This is a genomic window from Agrobacterium sp. LR_9, from assembly GCF_041954855.1.
GTDB classification, from domain to species: domain Bacteria; phylum Pseudomonadota; class Alphaproteobacteria; order Rhizobiales; family Rhizobiaceae; genus Agrobacterium; species Agrobacterium leguminum.
The window spans coordinates 1-22,570 of sequence record NZ_JAVAYA010000040.1 but is presented as its reverse complement, the minus strand read 5'-3'; the positions used below and the strand labels follow the sequence as shown (position 1 = coordinate 22,570).

24 protein-coding genes are annotated in these 22,570 nt (G+C 60.2%); 12 read left to right on the top strand and 12 right to left on the bottom strand.

The window, feature by feature from the left end; translation table 11 throughout:
• Positions 1-492 precede the first annotated feature (492 nt).
• Positions 493-1,656, bottom strand: a complete 1,164-nt coding sequence (locus RAC79_RS24750; RefSeq protein ID WP_003523272.1) for a M20 aminoacylase family protein — start codon at positions 1,654-1,656, stop codon at positions 493-495.
• Between the two features lie 224 nt (positions 1,657-1,880).
• On the opposite strand from RAC79_RS24750, the gene RAC79_RS24745 reads away from it, so the two are divergent.
• Both RAC79_RS24745 and RAC79_RS24740 read left to right on the top strand, forming a co-directional pair.
• Positions 1,881-2,936 (top strand): D-alanyl-D-alanine carboxypeptidase family protein, encoded by a 1,056-nt coding sequence (locus tag RAC79_RS24745; RefSeq protein ID WP_161988025.1) that lies wholly within the window; start codon positions 1,881-1,883, stop codon positions 2,934-2,936.
• Positions 2,937-3,126: 190 nt separating this feature from the next.
• On the top strand, positions 3,127-4,269 hold the full coding sequence (locus RAC79_RS24740) for a GTP-binding protein (protein ID WP_142846583.1): 1,143 nt from the start codon (positions 3,127-3,129) through the stop codon (positions 4,267-4,269).
• A 245-nt stretch (positions 4,270-4,514) separates the two neighbouring features.
• On the opposite strand, the gene RAC79_RS24735 is transcribed toward RAC79_RS24740, so the two are convergent.
• The 5 genes from RAC79_RS24735 to RAC79_RS24715 all read right to left on the bottom strand — a co-directional run bounded on the left by RAC79_RS24735 (position 4,515) and on the right by RAC79_RS24715 (position 8,416).
• Complete coding sequence (locus RAC79_RS24735) at positions 4,515-4,751, bottom strand: sulfurtransferase TusA family protein (RefSeq protein ID WP_142846587.1); 237 nt, start codon at positions 4,749-4,751, stop codon at positions 4,515-4,517.
• Positions 4,748-6,046 (bottom strand): murein L,D-transpeptidase family protein, encoded by a 1,299-nt coding sequence (locus RAC79_RS24730; RefSeq protein ID WP_142846589.1) that lies wholly within the window; start codon positions 6,044-6,046, stop codon positions 4,748-4,750. Before RAC79_RS24730 ends, RAC79_RS24735 begins: the two co-directional genes overlap by 4 nt.
• Before the next feature lie 191 nt (positions 6,047-6,237).
• The gene (locus tag RAC79_RS24725) at positions 6,238-7,191 is read right to left on the bottom strand and encodes an acetyl-CoA carboxylase carboxyltransferase subunit alpha (protein ID WP_174040002.1); all 954 of its coding nucleotides are present in this window, start codon (positions 7,189-7,191) and stop codon (positions 6,238-6,240) included.
• Between the two features lie 62 nt (positions 7,192-7,253).
• Complete coding sequence (gene xerD, locus RAC79_RS24720) at positions 7,254-8,246, bottom strand: site-specific tyrosine recombinase XerD (protein WP_174040001.1); 993 nt, start codon at positions 8,244-8,246, stop codon at positions 7,254-7,256.
• A complete protein-coding gene (locus RAC79_RS24715) occupies positions 8,243-8,416 on the bottom strand; it encodes a hypothetical protein (protein ID WP_035239639.1) in 174 nt (57 codons plus the stop codon). The genes xerD and RAC79_RS24715 overlap by 4 nt, the downstream gene beginning before the upstream one ends.
• A 188-nt stretch (positions 8,417-8,604) precedes the next feature.
• On the opposite strand from RAC79_RS24715, the gene RAC79_RS24710 reads away from it, so the two are divergent.
• Positions 8,605-9,186: a shikimate kinase gene (locus tag RAC79_RS24710; RefSeq protein ID WP_035262338.1), complete on the top strand. Its 582-nt coding sequence runs from the start codon at positions 8,605-8,607 to the stop codon at positions 9,184-9,186.
• Positions 9,187-9,190: 4 nt separating this feature from the next.
• Positions 9,191-10,324 carry a 3-dehydroquinate synthase gene (aroB, locus tag RAC79_RS24705; RefSeq protein WP_174040000.1) on the top strand — a complete coding sequence of 378 codons (1,134 nt, stop codon included), beginning with the start codon at positions 9,191-9,193 and terminating at the stop codon, positions 10,322-10,324.
• A gap of 224 nt (positions 10,325-10,548) precedes the next feature.
• On the opposite strand, the gene RAC79_RS24700 is transcribed toward aroB, so the two are convergent.
• Entirely contained in the window at positions 10,549-10,830 is a 282-nt protein-coding gene (locus RAC79_RS24700; RefSeq protein WP_065656776.1) for a BolA family transcriptional regulator, read from the bottom strand.
• A gap of 114 nt (positions 10,831-10,944) precedes the next feature.
• Here RAC79_RS24700 and RAC79_RS24695 point away from each other — a divergent pair, with 114 nt between their 5' ends.
• The 4 genes from RAC79_RS24695 to RAC79_RS24680 all read left to right on the top strand — a co-directional run bounded on the left by RAC79_RS24695 (position 10,945) and on the right by RAC79_RS24680 (position 15,664).
• Entirely contained in the window at positions 10,945-11,580 is a 636-nt protein-coding gene (locus RAC79_RS24695; protein ID WP_059755848.1) for a J domain-containing protein, read from the top strand.
• Between the two features lie 68 nt (positions 11,581-11,648).
• Entirely contained in the window at positions 11,649-12,638 is a 990-nt protein-coding gene (gene cobS / locus RAC79_RS24690; RefSeq protein WP_004445672.1) for a cobaltochelatase subunit CobS, read from the top strand.
• Positions 12,639-12,744: 106 nt separating this feature from the next.
• A complete protein-coding gene (cobT, locus tag RAC79_RS24685) occupies positions 12,745-14,649 on the top strand; it encodes a cobaltochelatase subunit CobT (protein WP_174040010.1) in 1,905 nt (634 codons plus the stop codon).
• Positions 14,650-14,686: 37 nt separating this feature from the next.
• On the top strand, positions 14,687-15,664 hold the full coding sequence (locus RAC79_RS24680; protein ID WP_174039999.1) for an esterase-like activity of phytase family protein: 978 nt from the start codon (positions 14,687-14,689) through the stop codon (positions 15,662-15,664).
• Positions 15,665-15,666: 2 nt separating this feature from the next.
• Here the strand turns inward: RAC79_RS24680 and RAC79_RS24675 are convergent, their stop codons facing one another.
• The 3 genes from RAC79_RS24675 to rpmB all read right to left on the bottom strand — a co-directional run bounded on the left by RAC79_RS24675 (position 15,667) and on the right by rpmB (position 17,193).
• Positions 15,667-16,005 carry a pentapeptide repeat-containing protein gene (locus tag RAC79_RS24675; protein ID WP_125144926.1) on the bottom strand — a complete coding sequence of 113 codons (339 nt, stop codon included), beginning with the start codon at positions 16,003-16,005 and terminating at the stop codon, positions 15,667-15,669.
• Positions 16,006-16,095: 90 nt separating this feature from the next.
• Entirely contained in the window at positions 16,096-16,740 is a 645-nt protein-coding gene (locus RAC79_RS24670) for a queuosine precursor transporter (RefSeq protein ID WP_125144925.1), read from the bottom strand.
• Between the two features lie 162 nt (positions 16,741-16,902).
• Positions 16,903-17,193, bottom strand: a complete 291-nt coding sequence (gene rpmB, locus RAC79_RS24665) for a 50S ribosomal protein L28 (RefSeq protein WP_003509888.1) — start codon at positions 17,191-17,193, stop codon at positions 16,903-16,905.
• A 252-nt stretch (positions 17,194-17,445) separates the two neighbouring features.
• Here rpmB and RAC79_RS24660 point away from each other — a divergent pair, with 252 nt between their 5' ends.
• A complete protein-coding gene (locus tag RAC79_RS24660) occupies positions 17,446-18,219 on the top strand; it encodes a DUF3108 domain-containing protein (protein WP_059755520.1) in 774 nt (257 codons plus the stop codon).
• A 5-nt stretch (positions 18,220-18,224) separates the two neighbouring features.
• Here the strand turns inward: RAC79_RS24660 and RAC79_RS24655 are convergent, their stop codons facing one another.
• Positions 18,225-18,665: a cupin domain-containing protein gene (locus tag RAC79_RS24655; RefSeq protein ID WP_162691912.1), complete on the bottom strand. Its 441-nt coding sequence runs from the start codon at positions 18,663-18,665 to the stop codon at positions 18,225-18,227.
• Positions 18,665-19,435, bottom strand: a complete 771-nt coding sequence (gene gloB, locus RAC79_RS24650) for a hydroxyacylglutathione hydrolase (protein WP_065656770.1) — start codon at positions 19,433-19,435, stop codon at positions 18,665-18,667. The genes RAC79_RS24655 and gloB overlap by 1 nt, the downstream gene beginning before the upstream one ends.
• 105 nt (positions 19,436-19,540) lie before the next feature.
• Here gloB and RAC79_RS24645 point away from each other — a divergent pair, with 105 nt between their 5' ends.
• From RAC79_RS24645 to RAC79_RS24635, 3 genes are all read left to right on the top strand, one after another.
• A complete protein-coding gene (locus RAC79_RS24645) occupies positions 19,541-20,302 on the top strand; it encodes a class I SAM-dependent methyltransferase (protein ID WP_020808957.1) in 762 nt (253 codons plus the stop codon).
• An 84-nt stretch (positions 20,303-20,386) separates the two neighbouring features.
• Positions 20,387-21,493 carry a histidinol-phosphate transaminase gene (gene hisC / locus RAC79_RS24640; protein ID WP_174039998.1) on the top strand — a complete coding sequence of 369 codons (1,107 nt, stop codon included), beginning with the start codon at positions 20,387-20,389 and terminating at the stop codon, positions 21,491-21,493.
• Positions 21,493-22,422 (top strand): prephenate/arogenate dehydrogenase family protein, encoded by a 930-nt coding sequence (locus RAC79_RS24635; RefSeq protein WP_080857442.1) that lies wholly within the window; start codon positions 21,493-21,495, stop codon positions 22,420-22,422. Before hisC ends, RAC79_RS24635 begins: the two co-directional genes overlap by 1 nt.
• Positions 22,423-22,570: the final 148 nt, after the last annotated feature.

Here is a 22,570-nt window from a genome sequence, read left to right as displayed (position 1 = left end):
CCCGACCAAGTGAAATAGCGACAAACCTACGGAGCGCAATCACTCAAACTATAACATTGTTTTTGCTGGGTTTTGCAGGAAATTGGCGTCCACGAGAGGATTCGAACCTCCGACCCCAGGATTCATACCGCTTCGGCTTTCGCCGCCGTCCCGCCATTTGCCGGCAAGACGTTCGTGGTCTGGACTGTCCCTTCACCATGGGCCTTGCGGCCTTTAGGTGCTGCCCATCCAGTCTCTACACCTTCACCGGATTTCTCCGGAGCTTGGCTCGGGATTGGCATGCTGGAAGACCAGCGAAGCTTTCCCCGACTTTGAGCAGATCGATTGCGTCGTTTCCGGGCGCAACCCCCAATTTGTCTTAGGAATCCTGTGCTCTATCCTGCTGAGCTACGTGGACACTGAATTGCTCTTTAACCTGACGATGCCTGCGGATCAACCGCGTTCTTCATCGCGGTCGATCTCTTCCTCGGCTTTCTTCGCGTTGGCCCGCAATCAGCTCGTCAGGCGCTGTTCGGCCAGTTTCACCCAGTAGGAAATGCCGTAAGCGATGGCCTCGTCGTTGAAATCATAGCCCGGATTGTGAAGCCCGGCCGAATCGCCGTTGCCGATGAAGATGAAGCAGCCTGGTCTTTCCTTCAGCATGAAGGAGAAATCCTCTCCCGCCATGGAAGGATCGACATCGGGGTCGACATTCGGTTCGCCCGCCACATCGCGGGCCACACGGATGGCGTGGTCGGTCTCGGCGGCGTGGTTGAAGGTCACCGGGCAATAACGCTCATAGACGACTTCCGCTTCCGCGCCGTTGGCAAGGGCAATACCTTCCGCCATTTGCTTGATGCGATCCTGCGCCAGATCGCGCACAGTTTCATCGAGGCTGCGCACCGTGCCGGCGATCAATGCCTCGTTGGGGATGATGTTGTGGCTGGAACCGGCCTGAAAGCGGGTGACGGAGACGACTACCGAGCGGATGGGGTCGGCATTGCGTGAGGCGATCATCTGCAGGTTGCCGACGATCTGCGCGCCGATGGTGATCGGATCGACGGTGCGGTGCGGCTGTGCCGCGTGGCCGCCACGGCCCTTGACGGTGATGGAGAACTTGTCCGGTGCCGCCATGATGCCGCCCTTGCGGATGGCGAAGGCGCCGAGCGGAATGCCCGGCATGTTGTGCATGCCGTAGACCTCGTTAATGCCGAAACGCTCCATCAGGCCGTCCTCGACCATGGCGAGAGCGCCGGCGCCGCCTTCTTCCGCCGGCTGGAAGATGACGGCGATGGAGCCCGCAAAATTGCGGGTCTCGGTGAGATATTTGGCCGCGCCAAGCAGCATGGCCGTGTGTCCGTCATGGCCGCAGGCATGCATGGCGCCCGCGGTTTTCGAGGCCCAGGGCTTGCCGGTTTCCTCAAAAATTGGGAGAGCGTCCATATCCGCACGAAAGCCGATGGTGCGATTGCCCGGAAGATTGCCCCTGATGATGCCGACCACACCCGTGCGGCCGAGACCGGTCACGATTTCGTCAACGCCGAAAGATTTCAGCTTCTCCGCAACGAAGGCCGCGGTGTTGTCGACATCATATAAAATCTCGGGATTTTCATGCAGGTGACGCCGCCATTCGCTGACTTCCTGCTGGAGTTCGGCGGCTCTGTTCAAAATCGGCATTCGTTCATTCCTGGGTTCATCGGTGCGGCGTGTCGTAAAATCCTATCCTCCGTGGTGGATAGTGCGCCGCATAATTGACGTAATCAATGTACTTTGCCATTGCTAGGACATATATGGTGAATATTGCCATTCCCCGACCGAAGACGGGAATTCGAGGACAAGCCTTGCCACAGACTTTTAAATCGCCAAACGCCGCCAGACGGCTTTCCGCAGCCGTTGCCATCATGACCGCAGGCCTCGTTGCCGCAGCACCCGTGGCAAATGCCAATCCGAAAATGGTGGTCGATGTCAAAACCGGCAAGGTGATTTCCCATCAGGAAGCCTTCCGCAAGTGGTATCCCGCTTCGCTCACCAAGCTGATGACCGCCTATATCGCCTTTTCGCAGATGAAGGCCGGCAAGATCAGCCCGCAGACGGAAGTGGTGATGAGCAAGAAGGCCGCCGATCAGCCGGCCTCGAAAATGTATTTCAAGCCCGGCCAGAAGCTGACGATGGACAGCGCCTTGAAGCTGCTGCTCATCAAATCCGCCAATGACATCGCCGTGGCGATTGCCGAGACCATCGGCGGCACCAGCGATAATTTCGTGGCGCAGATGAATGCGCAGGCGCAGCGGCTGGGCATGAGTTCCACCCGTTACATCAACGCCAATGGCCTGCCCGGCAAGGGACAATATACGACCGCCCGGGATCTGGCGCTGCTGGCGCTGATCATCAAGCGCGAGTTTCCGGAATATGCCCATTATTTCTCGCTGGAAGGCGTCAGCACCGGCAAGAAGAACTACGCCAATTTCAACATGCTGGTCGGCCGTTTCGATGGCGCGGATGGCATGAAGACCGGCTTCATCTGTGCCTCCGGCTTCAACCAGGTGTCGTCGGCCGTGCGTAATGGCCGCTCGGTCATCACGGTTGTGCTGGGCGCGGACAGCCTTGCCGGACGCACCGATCAATCGGCCGATCTGTTGCAGATGGGGCTGACGGCGCCTTCGGGCCAAGGCGTTTCGCTCGCCGCGCTGGCGCCCTATGGCGATACTGGCGATGTGAACGATATCAGCGCCGAAATCTGCAACCCGAAGGCTGCCAAGGTGCGCAGCGAAAGCCGCGATGAGGCTGGCCGCATGGTCATCCATTCGCCCTATGTGCAGGAAATGACCCGCCCGCCGGAATATTCCTTCGCCGGTCTCATTCCGGGCAGCGAGACGGTGGCGGTGAATGCCACCAAGGGAGCTGGCAAGGGCGAACTCGCCAACGTGCCGATCCCGATCCCACGCCCGACATTTTGATGATCGATGAATGCCGAGGCCGAGCCTCGCGGTCGCAATGCGGTTTGTGTATTCGCAGGTCGATGATGTTATGATATTACAGTGTCGCTCGCAGCTTCCAGGCGCGGGCGATTTCTTTTAGCTGCAAGCGGCTCCGGGTTTCGTGTCGTCCAGTGACCTGCCGGAGCGGCCATCAACACACAGGCAAATCATGTCTCGCGATCGCATCCCGGTTTCCATCATCACCGGATTTCTCGGCGCCGGAAAATCGACATTGCTCAACCGGCTTCTCAAGGATCCGGCGATGAGCGATGCGGCGATCATCATCAATGAATTCGGGGATGTCAGCATCGATCACATGCTGGTCGAAAGTGCTGGTGAGGGCATCATTGAGCTGGCGGAGGGCTGCCTGTGCTGCACGGTGCGCGGCGAGTTGGTGGATACGCTGGCGGAACTGATGGACGGCATCCAGACAGGCAAGCTGAAGCCGGTAAAACGGGTGGTGATCGAGACCACGGGCCTTGCCGATCCCGCCCCCGTCATGCAGTCGGTCATGGGCAACCCGGTCATCGCGCAGAATTTCGTGCTGAACGGCATGATTACGGTGGTGGATGCCGTCAACGGCCTTTCCACGCTCGACAATCATCAGGAGGCGGTGAAACAGGCCGCCGTGGCTGACCGTCTGGTGATGACCAAGCGCGCGCTTGCCGATGCCGCCACGATTTCCGCGCTCACAGCCCGTCTACAAGCGCTCAATCCGCGCGCGACCATCGAGGATGGCGACAAAAACGAGTGGAGCGCTGCGGGGCTTCTCGACAACGGCCTTTACGATGCCGGCAGCAAGAATGCCGATGTCGGCCGCTGGCTGGGCGAAGAGGCGGTACACGATCACCATGATCATGATCACGGTCACGACCATCACCACCATCATGGCGATCACGACGACCACCATCATCATCACGATGTGAATCGGCACGATGCGTCTATCCGTTCCTTCTCGATCATTCACGATCAGCCGGTCAGCCCGATGGCGATCGACATGTTCGTGGATCTGCTGCGCTCGGCACATGGTGAAAAGCTCCTGCGCATGAAGGCCATCGTCAAGCTGTCGGATAATCCGGCCCGGCCGCTGGTGTTACATGGGGTGCAGACTATTTTCCACACGCCGGAGCGCCTCGCGGCGTGGCCGGACCCGGCTGATCAGCGAACCCGCATGGTGCTGATTACGAAGGATTTGCCGGAGGCTTTCGTGCAGGACCTGTTCGCGGCCTTCACAAGCGCACCGGGCATCGACCGGCCAGACAGGCAGGCGATGACAGATAATCCGCTGGCGGTTTCGGGGTTGCGGTTTTAGGGCGTGTCGTGATGGTCCAGGTCGGTGGGTGTGGTTCACCCCCCTCTGTCCTGCCGGACATCTCCCCCTCAAGGGGGGAGATCAGTTGCGGCGACCGCTCGTTTTCTCACAAGCTCTGCACTTCGGGCTGCTGCATCGATAAAGATGTTCGGAGCAAGCCGCTTGTCGATCTCACCCCTTGAGGGGGAGATGTCCGGCAGGACAGAGGGGGGTAACCACGGCTGAGGACGTTGAAACGTCGTATACTACGACCCCTTCACAATGCGAAACCGATGCCCCTTATCCAGCGCAGTGGTTTCCACCAGCCTATGCCCATCCTCATTGCACATATGCGTAATATCGATCACCGCCAGCGGATCGGTCGTCTCAACGGTCAGAACATCTCCCGCCTTCAGGGTTGCGAGTTTCTTGCGGCTTCTCAAAACCGGAAGGGGGCATTTAAGCCCCCTCAAATCATAAACGATCTCGGCCGTGTCGCTCATTCCTTGGCCCAGAACTTCCAGAATGGCTTCTTTTCCGGCGCTTCGGGTGCGGGTGCTGCTGAATAGGCAAGCGGGTTCATGGCCGGAACCGGGATGTTCTGGGTGGCAGCTCCGGTCTGGCCGGTTGCTGCGGGGGTAGCCGAGGCAACCATCGTCGGTGCAGCAGGGGCCGGGTTCGATTGCGGTGCCGTGGCGGGCTGGACAGCCGAAGGCCGTGGGCCGCGCAGGGAAGAAGCGGTTGCGGTCGTGGCCGGAGAGGAGGTGGTCACCTGCTGCGCCTTTTTCTCCATCAGCGCGGCATATTCCGTTTCCTTCATCAGCTTGCCGGCCTTCAGCGCCGAGCCTGTCGGGGCATAGGCAGGCTCGCGGCCCTTGCGCTTTTCGGCGACCAGCGCCTTGCGCTCGGCTTCGCTCGGGTCGTACCAGGCCATACCGTCATATTTCTTCATCGCCTTTTCATAGGCGAGATCGTAGGTCTTCTCGTAGCTCGAAAGCGCGCTGACGAGCGCCGGCGGTCTGCTCATGGCCGGGCATTGGGCAGACGCGTTGAAGCTGCCGCCTTCCGTCTGCTGGTTGAAGACATATTTCTTCTCGCAGACATTCACTTCCGGCGGGCGCTTTGTCACTTCGAAATTGTCGTAACCGACCTTCAGCATCTTCCAGAATTCGAGATGTTCGCTCTGGCGATGGCGGGCCATGTTTTCCGCCGTCATTCGGAACGGGAAGGCCTGCAGCTGCACGGTCTTCTGGCCGCCCTTGAAGGCGTCACGGGCAAAACCGTAAATTTCAAGAATCTGCGCATCCGTCATCGAATAACAGCCGGAGGACGAGCAGGCGCCATGGATCATCAGATTGGTGCCGTTGCGGCCATTGGCGGCATCGTAGCGGTTCGGGAAACCGGTATTGATGGCGAGATAATATTTCGAGTTCGGATTGAGATGCGCGGGCGTCAGGTTGTAGAAACCTTCCGGCGCCTGCCGGTCGCCTTCCTTCACCTTCGGGCCGAGTTTGCCGGACCATGCGCAAATCTCGTAGCTGGCAATCTTCTCGAAACGGTTGTCGCGCCTGGCTTTCCAGATTTCCAAGGCACCTTCTTCCTTGAAGATGCGGATCATGATCGGCGAGGTGCGGTCCATGCCCCTTTTGTCGATCTCGGCCAGAATGGCCGGAGACAGCGGGTAATCGACCTTGTTCTTGACGTGGGAGACGTCGCGTTCAACGGTTTCGAGCGTATCGTTGCAGCCGGCAAGAACGAGCGCGGTGCAGGCAAGAAGTGCAAAATGTGTCAAACGCATGATCTGATCCGAAAGACGATGGCACGAAGCGGCGGCAGTTCTACACCGTCCCGTGTGTATTTTAAATACGGTATTAACCGTTTACATCTTCTTAACTCAAATCGGATCCGCCCCGCGGCCGCCGATACATCTTTTGATGTGACCGGACTATGGCCGAGTTGGGGCGATATTCAAGGAAAATAAGGCCGGCGTTAGAGATTCCGGCCAATATCCAGGAACTTCTGGCGGCGTTCAGCGCGCAGCTGTGTGCCGGAACGCTGGGAGAGATCGGCCAGCGCCTTGGCGATGACATCGCCGGTCGCACCGATCACGGTTTCCGGAGCACGGTGTGCGCCGCCGATCGGCTCCGGAATGATTCCGTCGATGACGCCGAGCGATTTCAGATCTTCCGAGGTGATCTTCATGTTGGTCGCGGCTTCCTTGGCGCGGGTCGAATCGCGCCAGAGGATGGAAGCGGCGCCTTCCGGCGAGATCACCGAGTAGATGGCGTGTTCGAGCATGTAGACGCGGTTGCCGGTGGCGATGGCGATTGCGCCGCCCGAGCCGCCTTCGCCGATGACGACGGAGACGATCGGCACCTTCACGTTGAGGCACATTTCCGTCGAGCGGGCGATGGCTTCGGCTTGGCCGCGTTCTTCCGCGCCGACGCCGGGATAGGCGCCTGCGGTATCGATGAGGGTGATCACCGGCAGCGAGAAACGGTCGGCCAGTTCCAGCACGCGGATTGCCTTGCGGTAACCTTCCGGGCGCGGGCTGCCGAAATTATGCTTCAGGCGGCTTTTGGTGTCGTTGCCCTTTTCCTGGCCGATGATGGCGACGGGCTGACCGTTGAAGCGGCCGAGGCCGGCCTGAATGGCGGCGTCTTCGGCAAATTTGCGGTCGCCGGCCAGCGGCGTGAACTCGGTGAACAGCGCCTTGGCGTAATCGACGAAATGCGGACGCTGCGGATGGCGCGCGACCTGCGTTTTCTGCCAGGCGTTGAGCTTGGAATAGATGTCCTGCATCGCGTCGTTGACGCGCGATTCCAGACGGTTGATCTCCTCCGAGGTGTCTATGCTCTCGTCTTCATCGGCAAGCTTCTTCAGCTCGATGATCTTGCCCTCAAGGTCCGAGATAGGTTTTTCGAAGTCGAGATAATTGTGCATGAGATCCGTTTCCGATCGTTTTGCGCAAGGTTTGACCGGATTATCCGGCGGTTCCGGTCGCTCTAATCAAGGTTTTTGCCCTGTTTGGCAAGGGGGTGATGTGTTTGTACCAGCTCTTGCAAGCGTTCTTCCAGCACATGTGTATAGATTTGTGTCGTGGAAATGTCGGAATGGCCGAGCAGTTCCTGCACCGCGCGTAAATCCGCGCCGTTCTGCAGAAGGTGGCTGGCAAAGGCATGACGCAACACATGCGGCGACACTGCCGAGGGTGTGAGGCCCGCGCGCATGGCGATGTCCTTCAGGTCGCGGGCAAAGACCTGGCGGGGCAGGTGGCCTTCCTTGCCGTTGGAAGGAAACAGCCACGGGCTTTCCGGTGTCTCCGGTTTTTTCTGCGAAGCGGCCACCTTGCTCTTCTCCGATACGAGCGCCTTTCTGGCAGCCTCGTATTTTTCCATCGCCTCGATGGCGGCGCGGGAAAGAAGAACCATGCGGTCCTTGTTGCCCTTGCCGCGTATCATCAGGAAGCGGCCTTCCTGACGCAGCACCTTGACCGGCAGCGAGACAAGCTCACTGACACGCATGCCGGTGGCATAAAGCAGTTCGAGCAGCAGATGCATGCGGATGCGCGCCATCTGGCCGGGACCGGATGTGGCGGCTTCCTGCGCGGCAAGGCTAAGAAGCCGGTTCACATCGGCGACGCTCATCGTTTTCGGTAAGGCGAGACCTTTTCTCGGCGCATCGATGATGCCGGTCGGGTCGTCGCCGCGCAGTCCTTCCGAATAGAGAAAACGATAGAATTGCCGCATGGTGGAAAGACGTCGCGCCTGTGAGGTTGCGGCAAAACCCTGTGCGGAAAGATGGGTCAGATAGGCGGAAAGGTCGGGCGTCTGCGCTTCCGTCAGGGTCTGGCCGCGACGGCCGAGAAATTCGCGCAGGTCAGCAAGGTCGCGCTCATAGGAAGAGAGCGTGTTGGGGGCAGCCCCGCGTTCGGCGCTCATCATTTCCAGAAAACTTTCCAGCCGCGCGCCGTCGCGCCCTCCTGCCGGTCCGCTCATGGGGTGCGCCTTGCCGGTTCGGTAGACGGCGGGTTCAGCCGCTCGGAAGGGATGCGTACCGTCACTTCGCGGTCGCGCGGTTTGACGACCATGACGAGCAGCACCATGCCGCCATAGATCAGCCCCGCGATGGTCGCCAGTATCATCGTGAAGCGGAAGAGGGTGGGCATGGCGGCTCCGTGCAGGTGGCGGTCGAAACGTATATGCGGTGCGGCGAAAGCGGCGACAAGATCAAAATGCCCGCTCCGCTCCATGCCGCATGCGGCGATGATTGTGATTCACCGCAATTCAGTCAGCAATTTGGCTTGACGCTTCGTAAACATTTGCAGATATCCATGCCAAACGGGCTTTCAAATCTATGAATGAAACGAATTTATCCGTCCCGGCCACACTCGGGGAGCAAGCGCGGGCAAAGCTCGGACGGCGCAACATCGTCTTCGTCGGGCTGATGGGGGCTGGAAAGTCGGCGGTGGGCCGCATGGTAGCCCAGCAGCTCAGGGTTCCGTTCATCGATACGGATGTCGAAATCGAGCGCGTTTCGCGCATGACGATATCGGAACTTTTCGCCACCTATGGCGAGGAAGAATTCCGGGCGCTGGAAACGCGGGTCATCAAGCGGCTGCTTCGAGGCGGCCCCAAGGTCATCTCCACCGGCGGCGGCGCCTTCATCAACGACAATACCCGCCGGCACATCACGCGCGGCGGCATTTCATTGTGGCTGAAGGCCGATCTCGAGGTGTTGTGGGAGAGGGTCAACAAGCGCGACCACCGCCCGCTTCTCAAGACCGAAAACCCCAAAGCCACGCTGGCGGCCCTGATGGAGAAGCGCTATCCGATCTATGCGGAAGCGGATCTGACCATCGAATCCCGCGATGTCCGCAAGGAAATCATCGTGACAGAAGTGCTGGCCGCCATAGCCGGCATCGAACAGAAAGACTGATCCCATGACGCCTTCCGAAATCCACGCCGATGAACGTCTCGTGCATGTGCCGCTCGGCGAGCGCGCCTATGACATTCTGATCGGGCCGGGCCTGATCGGCCGGGCGGGCGGCGAGATTTCGGCGCGGCTGAAGGGCCGGCGCGCGGCTATCATCACCGATGAACATGTCGCGCCGCTCTATCTCGAAGGCCTGATGGACGGGCTGCAGACGGATGGCATCGAGGCCGTCTCGCTGACCCTGCCGGCCGGCGAAAAGACCAAGAGCTTCGAGCATCTGGTCACCGTCTGCGATGCGGTTCTGGCAGCAAGGGTGGAGCGTAACGATGCGGTGATCGCGCTTGGTGGGGGCGTGATCGGCGATCTCGCCGGTTTCGCAGCCGGCATCGTGCGCCGTGGCGTGCGCTTCGTGCAGATACCGACCTCGCTTCTGGCGCAGGTCGATTCCTCCGTCGGCGGCAAGACGGGCATCAACAGCCGCCATGGCAAGAACCTCGTCGGCGTGTTCCACCAGCCCGATCTGGTGCTGGCGGATACGGCCGTGCTCGATACGCTGAGCCCGCGGGAATTCCGCGCCGGTTATGCCGAAGTGTTGAAGTACGGGCTGATCGACAAGCCGGATTTCTTCTTCTGGCTGGAAAAGAACTGGGATGAAATCCGCACCGGCGGCCCCGCCCGCATTCAGGCGATTGCGACGAGCTGCCAGGCGAAAGCCGATGTGGTGGTGGCCGACGAGAAAGAAAACGGCGTGCGCGCCCTTCTGAACCTCGGCCATACATTCGGCCATGCGCTGGAGGCGGCGACCAATTACGACAGCAAGCGGCTGGTGCATGGCGAAGGCGTCGCCATCGGCATGGTGCTGGCGCACCAGTTCTCCGCCCGCCTCAACCTCGCAAGCCCGGACGATGCCGCCCGCGTCGAAGCGCATCTGAAGGCCGTCGGCCTGCCAACGACGATGAAGGATATCCCCGGCGAGTTGCCGCCGGTGGAAACGCTGATGGCGGCAATCGCGCAGGACAAGAAGGTCAAGGGCGGCAAGCTCACCTTCATCCTCACCCACGGCATCGGCCAGTCCTTCGTGGCCGATGATGTTGCGGCGTCCGAGGTGCAGTCCTTCCTGTCGGAAAAACATCCGGGGTGAGGTGTTGAGCGATACGGTGAGGGCGCCCCCTCATCGCCTCGCTTCGCTCCGGCACTTCTCCCCGGCGGGGAGAAGAACAAGCCATGATGGCAATGCCATACGAGACAGCGTTGGTTCAGCTTAGATTGAGGTCAGAGCTTTGAGCACGGTGCTGCCGCCCGGTTTCTTCTCCCCGCCGGGGAGAAGGTGGCCCGCAGGGCCGGATGAGGGGGCTTGCTCGAGGTTTAAAACCGCACCGCTTCCCCCGGCGCCGCCGCCTCAATCGCCAGTGCATGCAGGCCGGCATCGAGTTCCGGCTTCAAAAGCGCGTTGATCGCCCGGTGGCGCTCGACGCGAGACTTGCCGGAAAAGCTTTCCGACACTATCTGAACACGCATATGCGTCTCGCCCGTGCCGGTCATATCCGGCTGGTGACCGGCATGCATCAGGCTTTCATCGACGACCCTCAGGCGCTCCGGAGAAAAGCTTTCCCGAAGCTTGGTTTCTATGCGCTCTCGCAGAGACATTCGAAGGGCTCCAATTCTGTTTGCGGTCTTTGAAGGGGGCTCCCTAAAAGCCTGTAACATTCCGCTTTGTCAATTCTTGTTGTGCGGCTTTTCGCACCCCATAATCAGGGCATCATGAAACTGGATTCGAAATATTTCGATCGCATCCGCACGCGCCGGAAAAGGGAGAGGGAACCTGAGGTTCAGGCCCCGACCTGCCAGTGGGACGGATGCGACAAGCCGGGTATTCACCGGGCACCCGTCGGCCGCAATGCCGAGGGGCAATTCTTCCTGTTCTGTTTTGAGCATGTGAAGGAATACAACAAGGGCTATAATTATTTTTCCGGCCTGTCCGACAGCGAGATCGCCCGTTACCAGAAGGAAGCGATCACCGGCCATCGCCCCACCTGGACGGTGGGCGTCAACAAGACGGCGCGCGACAGCCCGCTGCATTCCACGCTGCGTTCCGGCACGGCAAGCGGGAACGCCCGTATCCGCGATCCTTTCGGCTTTGCCGGCGGTTTTGCGGGCGGCGCAAGGGCAGGCGGCACCCGCATGCAGCAGGACCGCAAATTGAAGACGCTGGAGGCAAAAGCCTTCGATACGCTCGGTCTTTCTTCCACCGCAAAGCAGGAAGACATAAAAAGGCGCTACAAGGAGCTTGTCAAAAAGCACCATCCTGATGCTAATGGTGGCGATCGTGGTTCGGAAGAGCGTTTTCGGGCTGTTGTTCAAGCATATCAATTGTTAAAGCAGTCAGGTTTCTGCTAAGCCAACTTATGTGTTTACCGCCTGATTGATGATGTGGCCGGGTGGCTGCCGCCCGCCTTGGAGACGTGATGAGCAAAATCGACCTTGATATTTCCAACCTGCCCGACACGACGGTGTCCGTGCGGGAGGTTTTCGGCATTGATACGGATCTGCGGGTTCCCGCCTATTCCCAGGGCGACGCCTATGTGCCTGACCTCGATCCCGACTATCTTTTCGATCGCGACACGACGCTTGCGATCCTTGCCGGTTTTGCTCACAACCGACGTGTCATGGTCTCCGGTTTCCACGGCACGGGTAAATCCACCCATATCGAGCAGGTGGCCGCCCGCCTGAACTGGCCCTGCGTGCGCGTCAACCTCGACAGCCATGTCAGCCGTATCGACCTCGTCGGCAAGGACGCCATCGTTCTGAAAGACGGCAAACAGGTTACCGAATTCAAGGACGGCATTCTGCCCTGGGCCTACCAGCACAATGTGGCGCTCGTTTTCGACGAATATGATGCCGGCCGCCCGGACGTGATGTTCGTCATCCAGCGCGTGCTGGAATCCTCCGGCCGCCTGACCCTGCTCGACCAGAGCCGCGTCATCCGTCCTCACCCGGCTTTCCGCATTTTCGCAACCGCCAACACCATCGGCCTTGGCGATACGACCGGCCTTTACCACGGCACGCAGCAGATCAACCAGGCGCAGATGGACCGCTGGTCCATCGTCACCACGCTCAACTACCTGCCGCATGAGCAGGAAGTGAACATCATCGCCGCCAAGGTGAAGAGCTTCGACAATCCGAAGGGCCGTGAAACCGTCTCCAAGATGGTACGCGTGGCCGATCTCACCCGTTCGGCTTTCATCAATGGCGATCTTTCCACGGTCATGAGCCCGCGTACCGTCATCACCTGGGCGGAAAATGCGGAAATCTTCGGCGATCTCGCCTTTGCCTTCCGCGTAACCTTCCTCAACAAGTGTGACGAGCTGGAGCGCACGCTGGTGGCTGAGCAATATCAGCGGGCTTTCGGCGTCGAGCTGAAGGAAAGCGCTGCGAACATCGTTCTCAGCGCCTGATAGTCCCCGGCTTGTCCGGGGAAGATCACCGATGACTTGAAGACGCCGGTGTGCGCGCGATTTTCCGATCGCGTGCCGCAGGCGCCGACAAATGACAGGAAAGACAATGGCAGGGCGCGGCGACAATTCCAGAGCAAAACCGGGTACGGCGGTCGATACGGAGCCGTTGCGTCAGGCGATTGCCGGATGCGTGCGATCCGTCGCCGGCGATGCCGAAGTCGAGGTCGTTTTCGCCAATGAGCGGCCGGGTCTTGCCGGTGAGCGCATGCGCCTGCCGGAAATTTCCAAGAAGCCGACCGCGCAGGAAATCGCCATCACGCGTGGCCTCGGTGATTCCATGGCGCTGCGTCTTGCCTGCCATGATGCCGATACCCACGCTGTGATGTCGCCGCAGGGCGCTGAAGCGCGGCTGATCTTCGATGCTGTCGAACAGGCGCGCGTGGAGTCGATCGGCGCGCTGCGCATGCCGGGCATGGCTTCCAACATCCATGCCATGAACACGGAAAAATACGCCAAGGCCAACTTCGCCGGCATCAACAACAAGGACGATGCACCGCTTGCCGAAGCCGTTGCGCTGCTGGTGCGCGAGAAGCTGACGGGTGAGAAGCCGCCGGAAAGCGCCGGCAAGGTTGTCGATCTGTGGCGCGATTTCATCGAGGACAAGGCGGCCGGCGACCTCAAGGATCTCTCCAGCGTCATCACCGACCAGAAGGCGTTTTCGCGGCTGGTGCGCAAGATGCTGACCTCCATGCAGATGGCGGAAGATTTCGGCGACGAGGATAACGAGCCCGAGAGCCAGGAGGCGGAATCCAACGAGGACCAGCCGCGCACCAACGAGACCGAAGAAGAGCAGGTCGAGGAAGAAGCCGGTTCGGACGCGACGCCTGCCGATGAAAACGAGGCCTCGCAGGAGGAAATGGAAGAAGGCGAGATGGACGGCGCCGAGATGTCGGACGAGGAAATGTCCGACGATCTCGATGAGGATTCCGAAACGCCCGGCGAGACCCGCCGTCCCAACAGCCCCTTCGACGATTTCAACGAGAAGGTCGATTACCGCATCTTCACCCAGGAATTCGACGAGGAAATTCACGCCGAGGAACTGTGCGACGAGGCCGAGCTTGACCGTCTGCGCGCTTTCCTCGACAAGCAGCTCGCTCACCTCCAGGGCGCCGTCGGGCGCTTAGCGAACCGCCTGCAGCGCCGCCTGATGGCGCAGCAGAACCGTTCCTGGGACTTCGATTTGGAAGAGGGCTATCTCGATCCGGCCCGGCTCGTCAGGCTCATTATCGATCCCATGCAGTCGCTTTCCTTCAAGAAGGAGCGCGACACCAAGTTCCGCGATACCGTGGTTTCGCTCGTCATCGACAATTCCGGTTCGATGCGCGGCCGTCCCATTACCGTGGCTGCCACCTGCGCCGATATTCTGGCGCGCACGCTGGAGCGCTCTGGCGTGAAGGTGGAAATTCTGGGCTTCACCACCAAGGCCTGGAAGGGCGGGCAATCGCGCGAACAGTGGCTTGCCAATGGCAAGCCGGCGTCGCCCGGCCGTCTCAACGATCTGCGCCATATCATCTACAAGTCGGCGGACGCTCCGTGGCGGCGCGCACGGCGCAATCTCGGCCTGATGATGCGCGAGGGCCTGCTGAAAGAAAACATCGACGGCGAAGCGCTGATGTGGGCGCATAACCGCCTGATCGGCCGCCCCGAGCAGCGCAAGATCATGATGATGATCTCCGACGGTGCGCCGGTGGACGATTCGACCCTGTCGGTCAATCCGGGCAATTATCTGGAGCGGCACCTGCGCGCCGTCATCGAGCAGATCGAAACGCGCTCGCCGGTGGAACTGCTGGCAATCGGTATCGGCCACGACGTGACGCGCTATTATCGCCGCGCCGTGACCATCGTGGATGCGGACGAGCTGGCCGGCGCGATGACCGAGCAGCTTGCGGCGCTCTTCGAGGATACGAGCGGCGCTTCCGGTTCGTCCCGCAGGGTTCGCCGTGCGGGATAAGCGGGGCCGGGCTTCTTCCGCCTGCAAAATGCTTGCGATGGCCGCCATTCTGGCGGCCGCATCGTTGTGTCCGGTTTCCATCGGCGCTTCCACCATCGATGTGCCGGTGAGCGTGCGTTTGCTCTCCTCTTTCGAAGTCGGCACCAGCGAAAAACGTTTCGGCAAGCTGGAATTTATCGGTGGCATGGTGATGAGCGCGCCGGAAAAGCTGTTCGGGGCGATATCCTCCATCCGTTTCCGTCCCAATGGGGAGGATTTCGTTGCGGTGCTCGATACCGGCCATTGGCTGACCGGCAGGGTCTTGCGTGACGCTCGCGGTGCTTTGTCGGGGCTTGCCGATGTCCGCATCACCCCCATGTTGGACATGAGCGGGCGCGAACCGCCGCGCAAGATGGAGATGGATGCGGAAGGGCTGGCGCTGCGCGACGGCAGGGTTTTCGTCAGTTACGAGCAGCGCCACAGGATCGATATCTATCCCGATCCGGGCTTCGCCACCGCAAAGCCGCTAGACCGCCTGCCATATCTCATCCCCAGCAACGAGTTGCGCCACAATGGCGGCCTGGAGGCTCTCGCGGTATCGCCCGCCGATTCGCCGCTCGCCGGCGCTCTGGTCGTGGTGGCCGAAAAAAGTATCGACACGGACGGCAATCTTCTCGCCGCCATATTGGAAGGTCCGCGCAAGGGCACATTTGCCGTCAAGCATCATCCGTCATTCGACGTGACGGACGGCGCATTCCTGCCCAATGGCGACCTGCTGCTTCTTGAGCGCCGCTTCAATTTCGCCGAAGGCGTGGGCATGCGCATCCGTCGCATCCGTGGGGCCGATATCCGGCCGGGTGCTGTGGTGGATGGCGAAATTCTCATGGAAGCCGGCATGGCCTACCAGATCGACAATATGGAAGGCATGGATGTGGTAAAGGGGCCGGACGGCTCGACGCGCCTCATCATCGTTTCCGATGACAATCACTCGTTCCTCCAGCGCAACCTGATGCTGGAATTCAAGCTGGTGGAATAAAATCAGGCCTGCTGCTGCTGTGCCGCCTTGTAGGCTGCCATCAGGTCCTCGACGGGAATGCCGTCGATCTTCATGCCGGTCATCCGGCATGACGTTATCTGTGCACCGGACAGATTTGAGTTGCTCAGTTTCAGACCGGAAAAATTGACGTCATTGATCGACCAGCCGGACATGTTGTTATCCGTGAACGACGCACCCGACAAATTGATATTGTTGAAGCTCGCCCCGGAAAGATTGACATTGTCGAAGACCGTGCCGGATAGATTGACGTCGTTGAAGGTTGAGCCTGAAAGCGTGGCGCTGGCGGCCTCCACGATGTCTATAACGTCCTTTATCTGCATGTCGACCTGCCTCCGCGCTGTACCACGGACGACAGACTGCAATGCTGACGGCTGGCTTGCAAGCGCGATTTGATCCGCGCTTGCCTGGCCTCAAACGCGGCCCGTTTTGACGGCGCCCGGCATCGGCTTCAGCGTGTTCATCAGAGCGCCGTAGGGCAGGAGCATGACGAGGCCGACGAGAACCTTCACCGAGAGATCACCCAGCGCCCAGGAAATCCAACGGGGCGCTTCCACGGCGAAGACACCGAGAATGGGAGCGTTTTCGATGGCGAAGGCATCGTTGGGGCCGACGAAGGAGAAGCTTGCCGCAAAGGCGATGGAGAAGAATAGGGCCGTATCCAGCACCGAACCCAGCATGGAGCCGGCAAGCGGCGCGTGCCACCAGCGCTGGCGGCGCAGGCGGTTGAAAACGGAAATATCCAGCAGCTGGCCAATCAGATAGGCGGTGCCGGAAGCGACCGCGATGCGCGGAATGGATGTCCAGAAGGACAGCGTGACCCCGACGACGAAGCCGGCAAGCACGACGCGGCGCGCGATGGAGGGGCCGAACTGGCGGTTGGTCAGGTCCGTGACGAGGAAGGCGATTGGATAGGTGAAGGCGCCCCAGGTCAGAAGGTCGCCCAGATTGACGCCGAACAACGAGCCGGAAAGCGGGTATTGCACCAGAATATTGGAAGCGACGACGACGAGCGTCATCAGCAGAACATAGATGAGCGTATAGCGCAGATAGGGCATTTTTTTATCCTGGGTGATGCCACCAGTTGCAGCCAAGCATCGGAGGAAAACGTCTCAAACGGTTTTCGCAAAACCCGATGCAACTAAAATCTGGAACAAACAAAAGGCTTGAGCGGCAAAGCCATTCAAGCCTTCTGAATTCAGATGATGTCGAAACCGCTATTAAGCAGCTTCGGCCGTCTTCTTGGCGATCTGGCGGCGCAGGAGACGAGCGCGCATGCTCAGTTCGTTTTCGCCGGACTTCAGAAGGAAGGCATCGAGGCCGCCACGGTGTTCAACGGAGCGCAGAGCGGCTGCGGAAACACGCAGGCGGAAACGCTGGCCGAGAGCATCGGAGATCAACGTGACCTGGCAGAGGTTCGGAAGGAACCGGCGCTTGGTCTTGTTGTTGGCGTGGCTGACGTTGTTGCCCGTCTGGACGCCCTTGCCGGTCAATTCGCATACACGGGACATGGGTACACCTATTTCGTTTCGTCTGTTTCACCACTGGCTCGCCACCGGCAAAACCGGGGTGGCAATCCAACTGGCCATGATTGGAAAGTTGCGGTTCTATAGTCAGACGAGACTTAACAGTCAAGCCGCTCGCGATCAAATGAAAGGAAATTCCGGCGTTTTCAACCGGCATCCGCTTTTTTATTGCCACAAGTCAGCGTATATGATCGCCCGATAAGGCCGCTTCCGCGCCTCTTTTAAGGTGATATCGAAATGATTGCCAGAGGAAAAAGCATTTTCGTGGCCGCGACAATAGCGTTAGCGGGCGTCTCCCCCTCGCTCGCCGCCGAAGCGCGCCACACAAGCGAATACAGCATCAATCTCGGTATTTTGCCGATTGCCAGGGCAAGTTTCTCGACTCGCATGGATGGACCGAATTATTCGATCTCCGGTTCCTTCAGCGCCGCCGGCCTTGCCAGCATCCTCAAGGATATTTCCGGCAAGACGACCGTTTCCGGCGCCAAGCGCGGCCACCGGCTGCAGGCCAACGAATATTCGCTGGTCTACAAGGACGGCAAGCGGGTGCGCACCTATGACGTTGTCTATCGCAACGGCAACGTCACATCGACGACGGTGAAGCCTGAGCCGAAAGCCCGGCCGGACAACTGGGTGGACGTGAAGGACCGCGACCTGCGCTCGGTTCTCGATCCGATCTCCGGCCTCATCATTCCCGCGGGCGGCCGCATCTGCCCGACTCGCCTGCCGATCTATGACGGCGAATCGCGACTCGATCTGGTTTTGAGCTCCAGCGGCACCAAGCCGTTCAAGACCAACGGCTTTAATGGCGACGCCATCGTCTGCAAGGCGCGGTATGTGCCGAAGTCGGGTTACAGGCAGGGGCGCAAGGATATCGAATATCTGAAATCCATCTCCATGGAGATCTGGTTCGCCAAGTCGAACAACATGGATGTCTATGCGCCTGTTTATGCGATCATTCCGACCCGGGTGGGGCAGGTCTATATTACCGCGACGAAATACGGTGGCTGAGGCAATTACGGCGCATCGCCCGGCGACCAGCCGGGCTCTGCCATAACGAAGCTCGAAAAGGCAAAGCCCGGCGAGACGGTGCAGCCGACGAGCGTGAAGTCCCCGAGGCTTTCGGCCGATTGCCAGCAATTGGCGGGAACGATCACCTGCGGGCGTTCACCCTCCAGAATGGCTGGGCCGAGCGTGAAGGTCTGCACTTCCCGGCCGTCCTGCGAAAGATGCAATGCGATGGGCGCGCCGGCATAATAGTGCCAGACCTCCACCGCATCGGTAACCCGGTGCCAGTGCGAGCGGTCGCCCTTTTCCAGAAGATAATAGATCGCCGTCGAATGACCGCGCTCACCGCCGGCCTTGTCGCGGAACGTCTGGTGGTAAAAACCGCCCTCGGGATGCGGCTCCAGCCCCAGTTCGCGAATGATCGCCTGCGCCGATATATCCGTTCCCATCAGAAATTGTCCTTGCGTGTGCGGATTTCCGCGAAAACATCGGCATCGGTGGCGCTTTCAAGGCCAAGATATTTGCGAATACCGGCATCCGCCACCCGCATATAGGGATTGGTCTGTTTTTCGAGCCCGATGGTGGTGGGAATGGTGAATTCATTCGCCTGCCGCGCCTTCTCGATGTGGGCCGCGCGCTCACTCAGCACAGCATTCTCCGGGTCGACGGTGAGGGCGAAACGGGCGTTCGTCAGCGTATATTCATGGCCGAAATAAACCTTGGTCTCATCCGGCAGCGCCATGAGTTTCTGGAAGGAATGCCACATATCCGCCGCCGGACGTTCGAACAGGCGGCCGCAACCCATGGCAAACAGCGTATCGGCCGCAAACAGCAGCCCGTCATCGGGCAGATAATAACAGATATGTCCCGCCGTATGGCCGGGCGTGCCGATGACCTGTACGCGGCGGCCGGCGAATTCGAATTCGTCGCCATCGGCCTGCGAACGGTCGAGACCGGGGATCGCGACCGCCTCGTCGTAGGGGCCGTGAATTTCGCAGCGGAACTTGTCTTTCAGGGCCAGATTGGCTTCCACATGGTCCTGATGGTGGTGGGTGGTGAAGATATGGGTGAGCTTCCAGCCGTGGCCGTCGAGCGCCTGCAGGATAGGTCCTTCTTCCGGTGCGTCTATGGTGGCTGTCGCGCCGCTTTCGGGATCGTGCAGGAGAACCCCGAAATTGTCGCTGCGGCAAAGAAAGACGTCTATTTCCAAAGGTTTCATCTTATCCTCTCCATTTGCCGGCCAAAACCGGCGCATCGCCCGCCTGACCTTCTATGTAAGGGCAGACGCCTTGAAGTCCAACCGCCTGATGCTACATTCTCGCCCATGAATACCGATATCGTCGATCTGCGCGAATTCTATCACTCTCCGCTTGGCCGCTCGGCCGAGCAGGCGATCACCATGGCGCTTTCGACGCTATGGCCGCCTTTGCCGGAAGAGCGGCTGGTCGGGCTCGGCTATGCCGTGCCGTTTCTGGAGCGGTTTCGTCGCGATACGGAGCGCACCTTCGCCTTCATGCCGGCGGGGCAGGGGGCGGTGAACTGGCCGGCGGGCGAACTGTCTTCCACGGCGCTGGTTTTCGATGAGGAATTGCCGCTGCCTGATGCGTCGATAGACCGGGTCTTGATGGTGCATGCGCTGGAATTTGCCGAAAATCCGCGTGAAAGCCTGAAGGAACTGTGGCGGGTGCTGGCGCCCGGCGGCCGTCTGGTGATCGTGGTGCCGAACCGGCGCGGCGTCTGGGCGCGCATGGAGCATACGCCCTTCGGTTCCGGAAGGCCCTATTCGCGCGGACAGCTGACGGCGCTTTTGCGCGAAACCAATTTCACGCCGGGCGCCACCGCCGAGGCGCTGTTCTTCCCGCCCACCACCAGCCGGCCGATACTGAAATTCCGCCGCTATCTCGAACATACCGGCCGCCGGCTGTGGCCGCTTTTTTCCGGTGTCATCGTGGTGGAAGCCCAGAAGCGTCTCTATCAGGGATTACCCGTCACCCAGCGCGCCTCGCGTCGCGTTTTTGTGCCGGTGCTGGCCCCGCAGGGGGTGCCCACCACCCGCGCTGCCGCAAGCCAAGGAAAGCCGCGCTGACCCTCGACAAAGCGACCATTCCGGTCTAATGCCTCCGGCATTGCTTTTGCCGGGTTATCCGGCGCTTTTCCAAAGGTCGATCAAATGAGTGCAGAGCTTAGCCAACCTGTTCCGCGTCCGGGTATTCTGGATATCGCCGCTTATGTTCCGGGCAAGGAACATGTGGACGGCGTCGCGAAGGTTTATAAGCTCTCCTCCAATGAGACACCGCTTGGGCCGAGCCCGAAGGCGATAGAGGCTTTCGGCACGGCTGCCAGCCATCTGGAAATCTATCCGGACGGTCAGGCGATCGCGCTGCGCCAGGCGATTGCCGACGTGCACGGTCTCAACATCGCGAATATCATGTGCGGCAACGGTTCGGACGAGCTTCTCGGCCTGCTTTGCCACGTTTATCTGGGCGCCGGCGATGAGGCGATCATCACCGAACACGGTTTCCTCGTTTACAAGATCCAGATCATGGGTGCGGGCGCGACCCCGGTGACGGTGAAGGAAAAGGATTGCGCGGTGGATGTGGATGCGATCCTCGCCGCCGTGACGCCGAGGACCAAGATGGTTTTCGTCGCCAATCCGGGCAATCCCACCGGCACCTATGTTCCCGTTGCGGAAATCCGCCGCCTGCAGGCCGGCCTGCCGAAACATGTCGTGCTGGTGCTGGATGCGGCCTATGCCGAATATGTGCGCAAGAACGACTATGAGGCCGGGCTGGAGCTGGTTTCCGGCAACCGCAACGTGGTGATGACGCGAACCTTCTCGAAGGTCTATGGCCTCGCTGCCTTGCGCGTGGGCTGGATGTATGGTCCGGCCGCTGTCATCGATGCATTGAACCGCGTGCGCGGCCCGTTTAACATGAGCGCGCCGGCCATCGCGGCGGGTGCTGCGGCAATCCGCGATCAGGCCTTCGTAGAGAAGGCGGTGGCGCATAACGCGCTGTGGATGGAAAAGCTGGTCACGACCTTTACCGGCCTCGGCCTCACCGTCACGCCATCGGTCACCAATTTCATCCTCATCCATTTCCCGGATCAGGACGGCAAGCGTGCGGCGGATGCGGACGAGTTCCTGAGCCGCCGCGGTTACATTCTGCGTGCGGTACGTGGTTACGGTTTCCCGAATGCGCTGAGAATGACCGTCGGTTCGGAGGAGGCCAATCTCGGCGTCATCGCGGCCCTCACCGAGTTCATGGGGCAGGCGTGATGGCTGAGATCATGTTTGAACGCATCGCGCTGATCGGCATCGGCCTGATTGGCTCGTCGATTGCCCGCGATGTCAAAGAGCTGGGTCTTGCCCGCCATGTGACGATTTCCACCCGCAGCGAAGACACGCTGAAACGGGCGGAAGAACTGGCGCTTGGCACGGATTACACCGTTTCGGCGGCGGAGGCGGTAAAGGATGCCGATCTCGTCATCGTCTCGGTGCCGGTCGGTGCTTCCGAGAGCGTTGCGCAGCAGATCGCGCCACATCTGAAGCCGGGCGCCATCGTTACCGATGTCGGCTCCACCAAGGCTTCGGTCATCGCACAGATGGCGCCGCATATGCCTGACAATGTGCATTTCATTCCCGGCCACCCGCTGGCGGGTACGGAAAAATCCGGCCCGGATGCCGGTTTTGCCGGTCTCTTCCGCGACCGCTGGTGCATCTTCACGCCGCTGCCGGGCACGGATGCCGAGGCTCTGGAAAGGCTGAAGGATTTCTGGCGGGCGCTTGGTTCGCGCGTCGATGAGATGGATGCCGAACATCACGACAAGGTCTTGGCGATCGTGTCGCATCTGCCGCATATCATCGCTTACAATATCGTCGGCACGGCGGATGATCTGGAGACGGTGACCGAATCGGAAGTCATCAAATATTCCGCCTCCGGTTTCCGCGATTTCACCCGTCTCGCCGCCTCCGATCCCACCATGTGGCGCGATGTCTGCCTGCATAACAAGGATGCGATCCTTGAGATGCTGGCGCGGTTCTCCGAAGATTTGGCATCCCTGCAAAGGGCGATCCGCTGGGGGGAGGGCGAAAAGCTGTTCGAACTGTTTTCCCGCACCCGCGCCATCCGCCGCTCCATCGTGCAGGCGGGCCAGGATGTCGACGCACCGGACTTCGGCCGTCACGCGCTGGACCAGAAGAAATAAATCGCCGCTGGCGACAGTCATGGCCGGATTTGATCCGGCCATCAGACCGCTGGCAAAGTGTCAGAGCTTTGCTTTCGTTATCCTTGGGCTTGTCCCAAGGATCTAAACACATCGACACAAACAACCGGATGCAGATCCTCGGGACAAG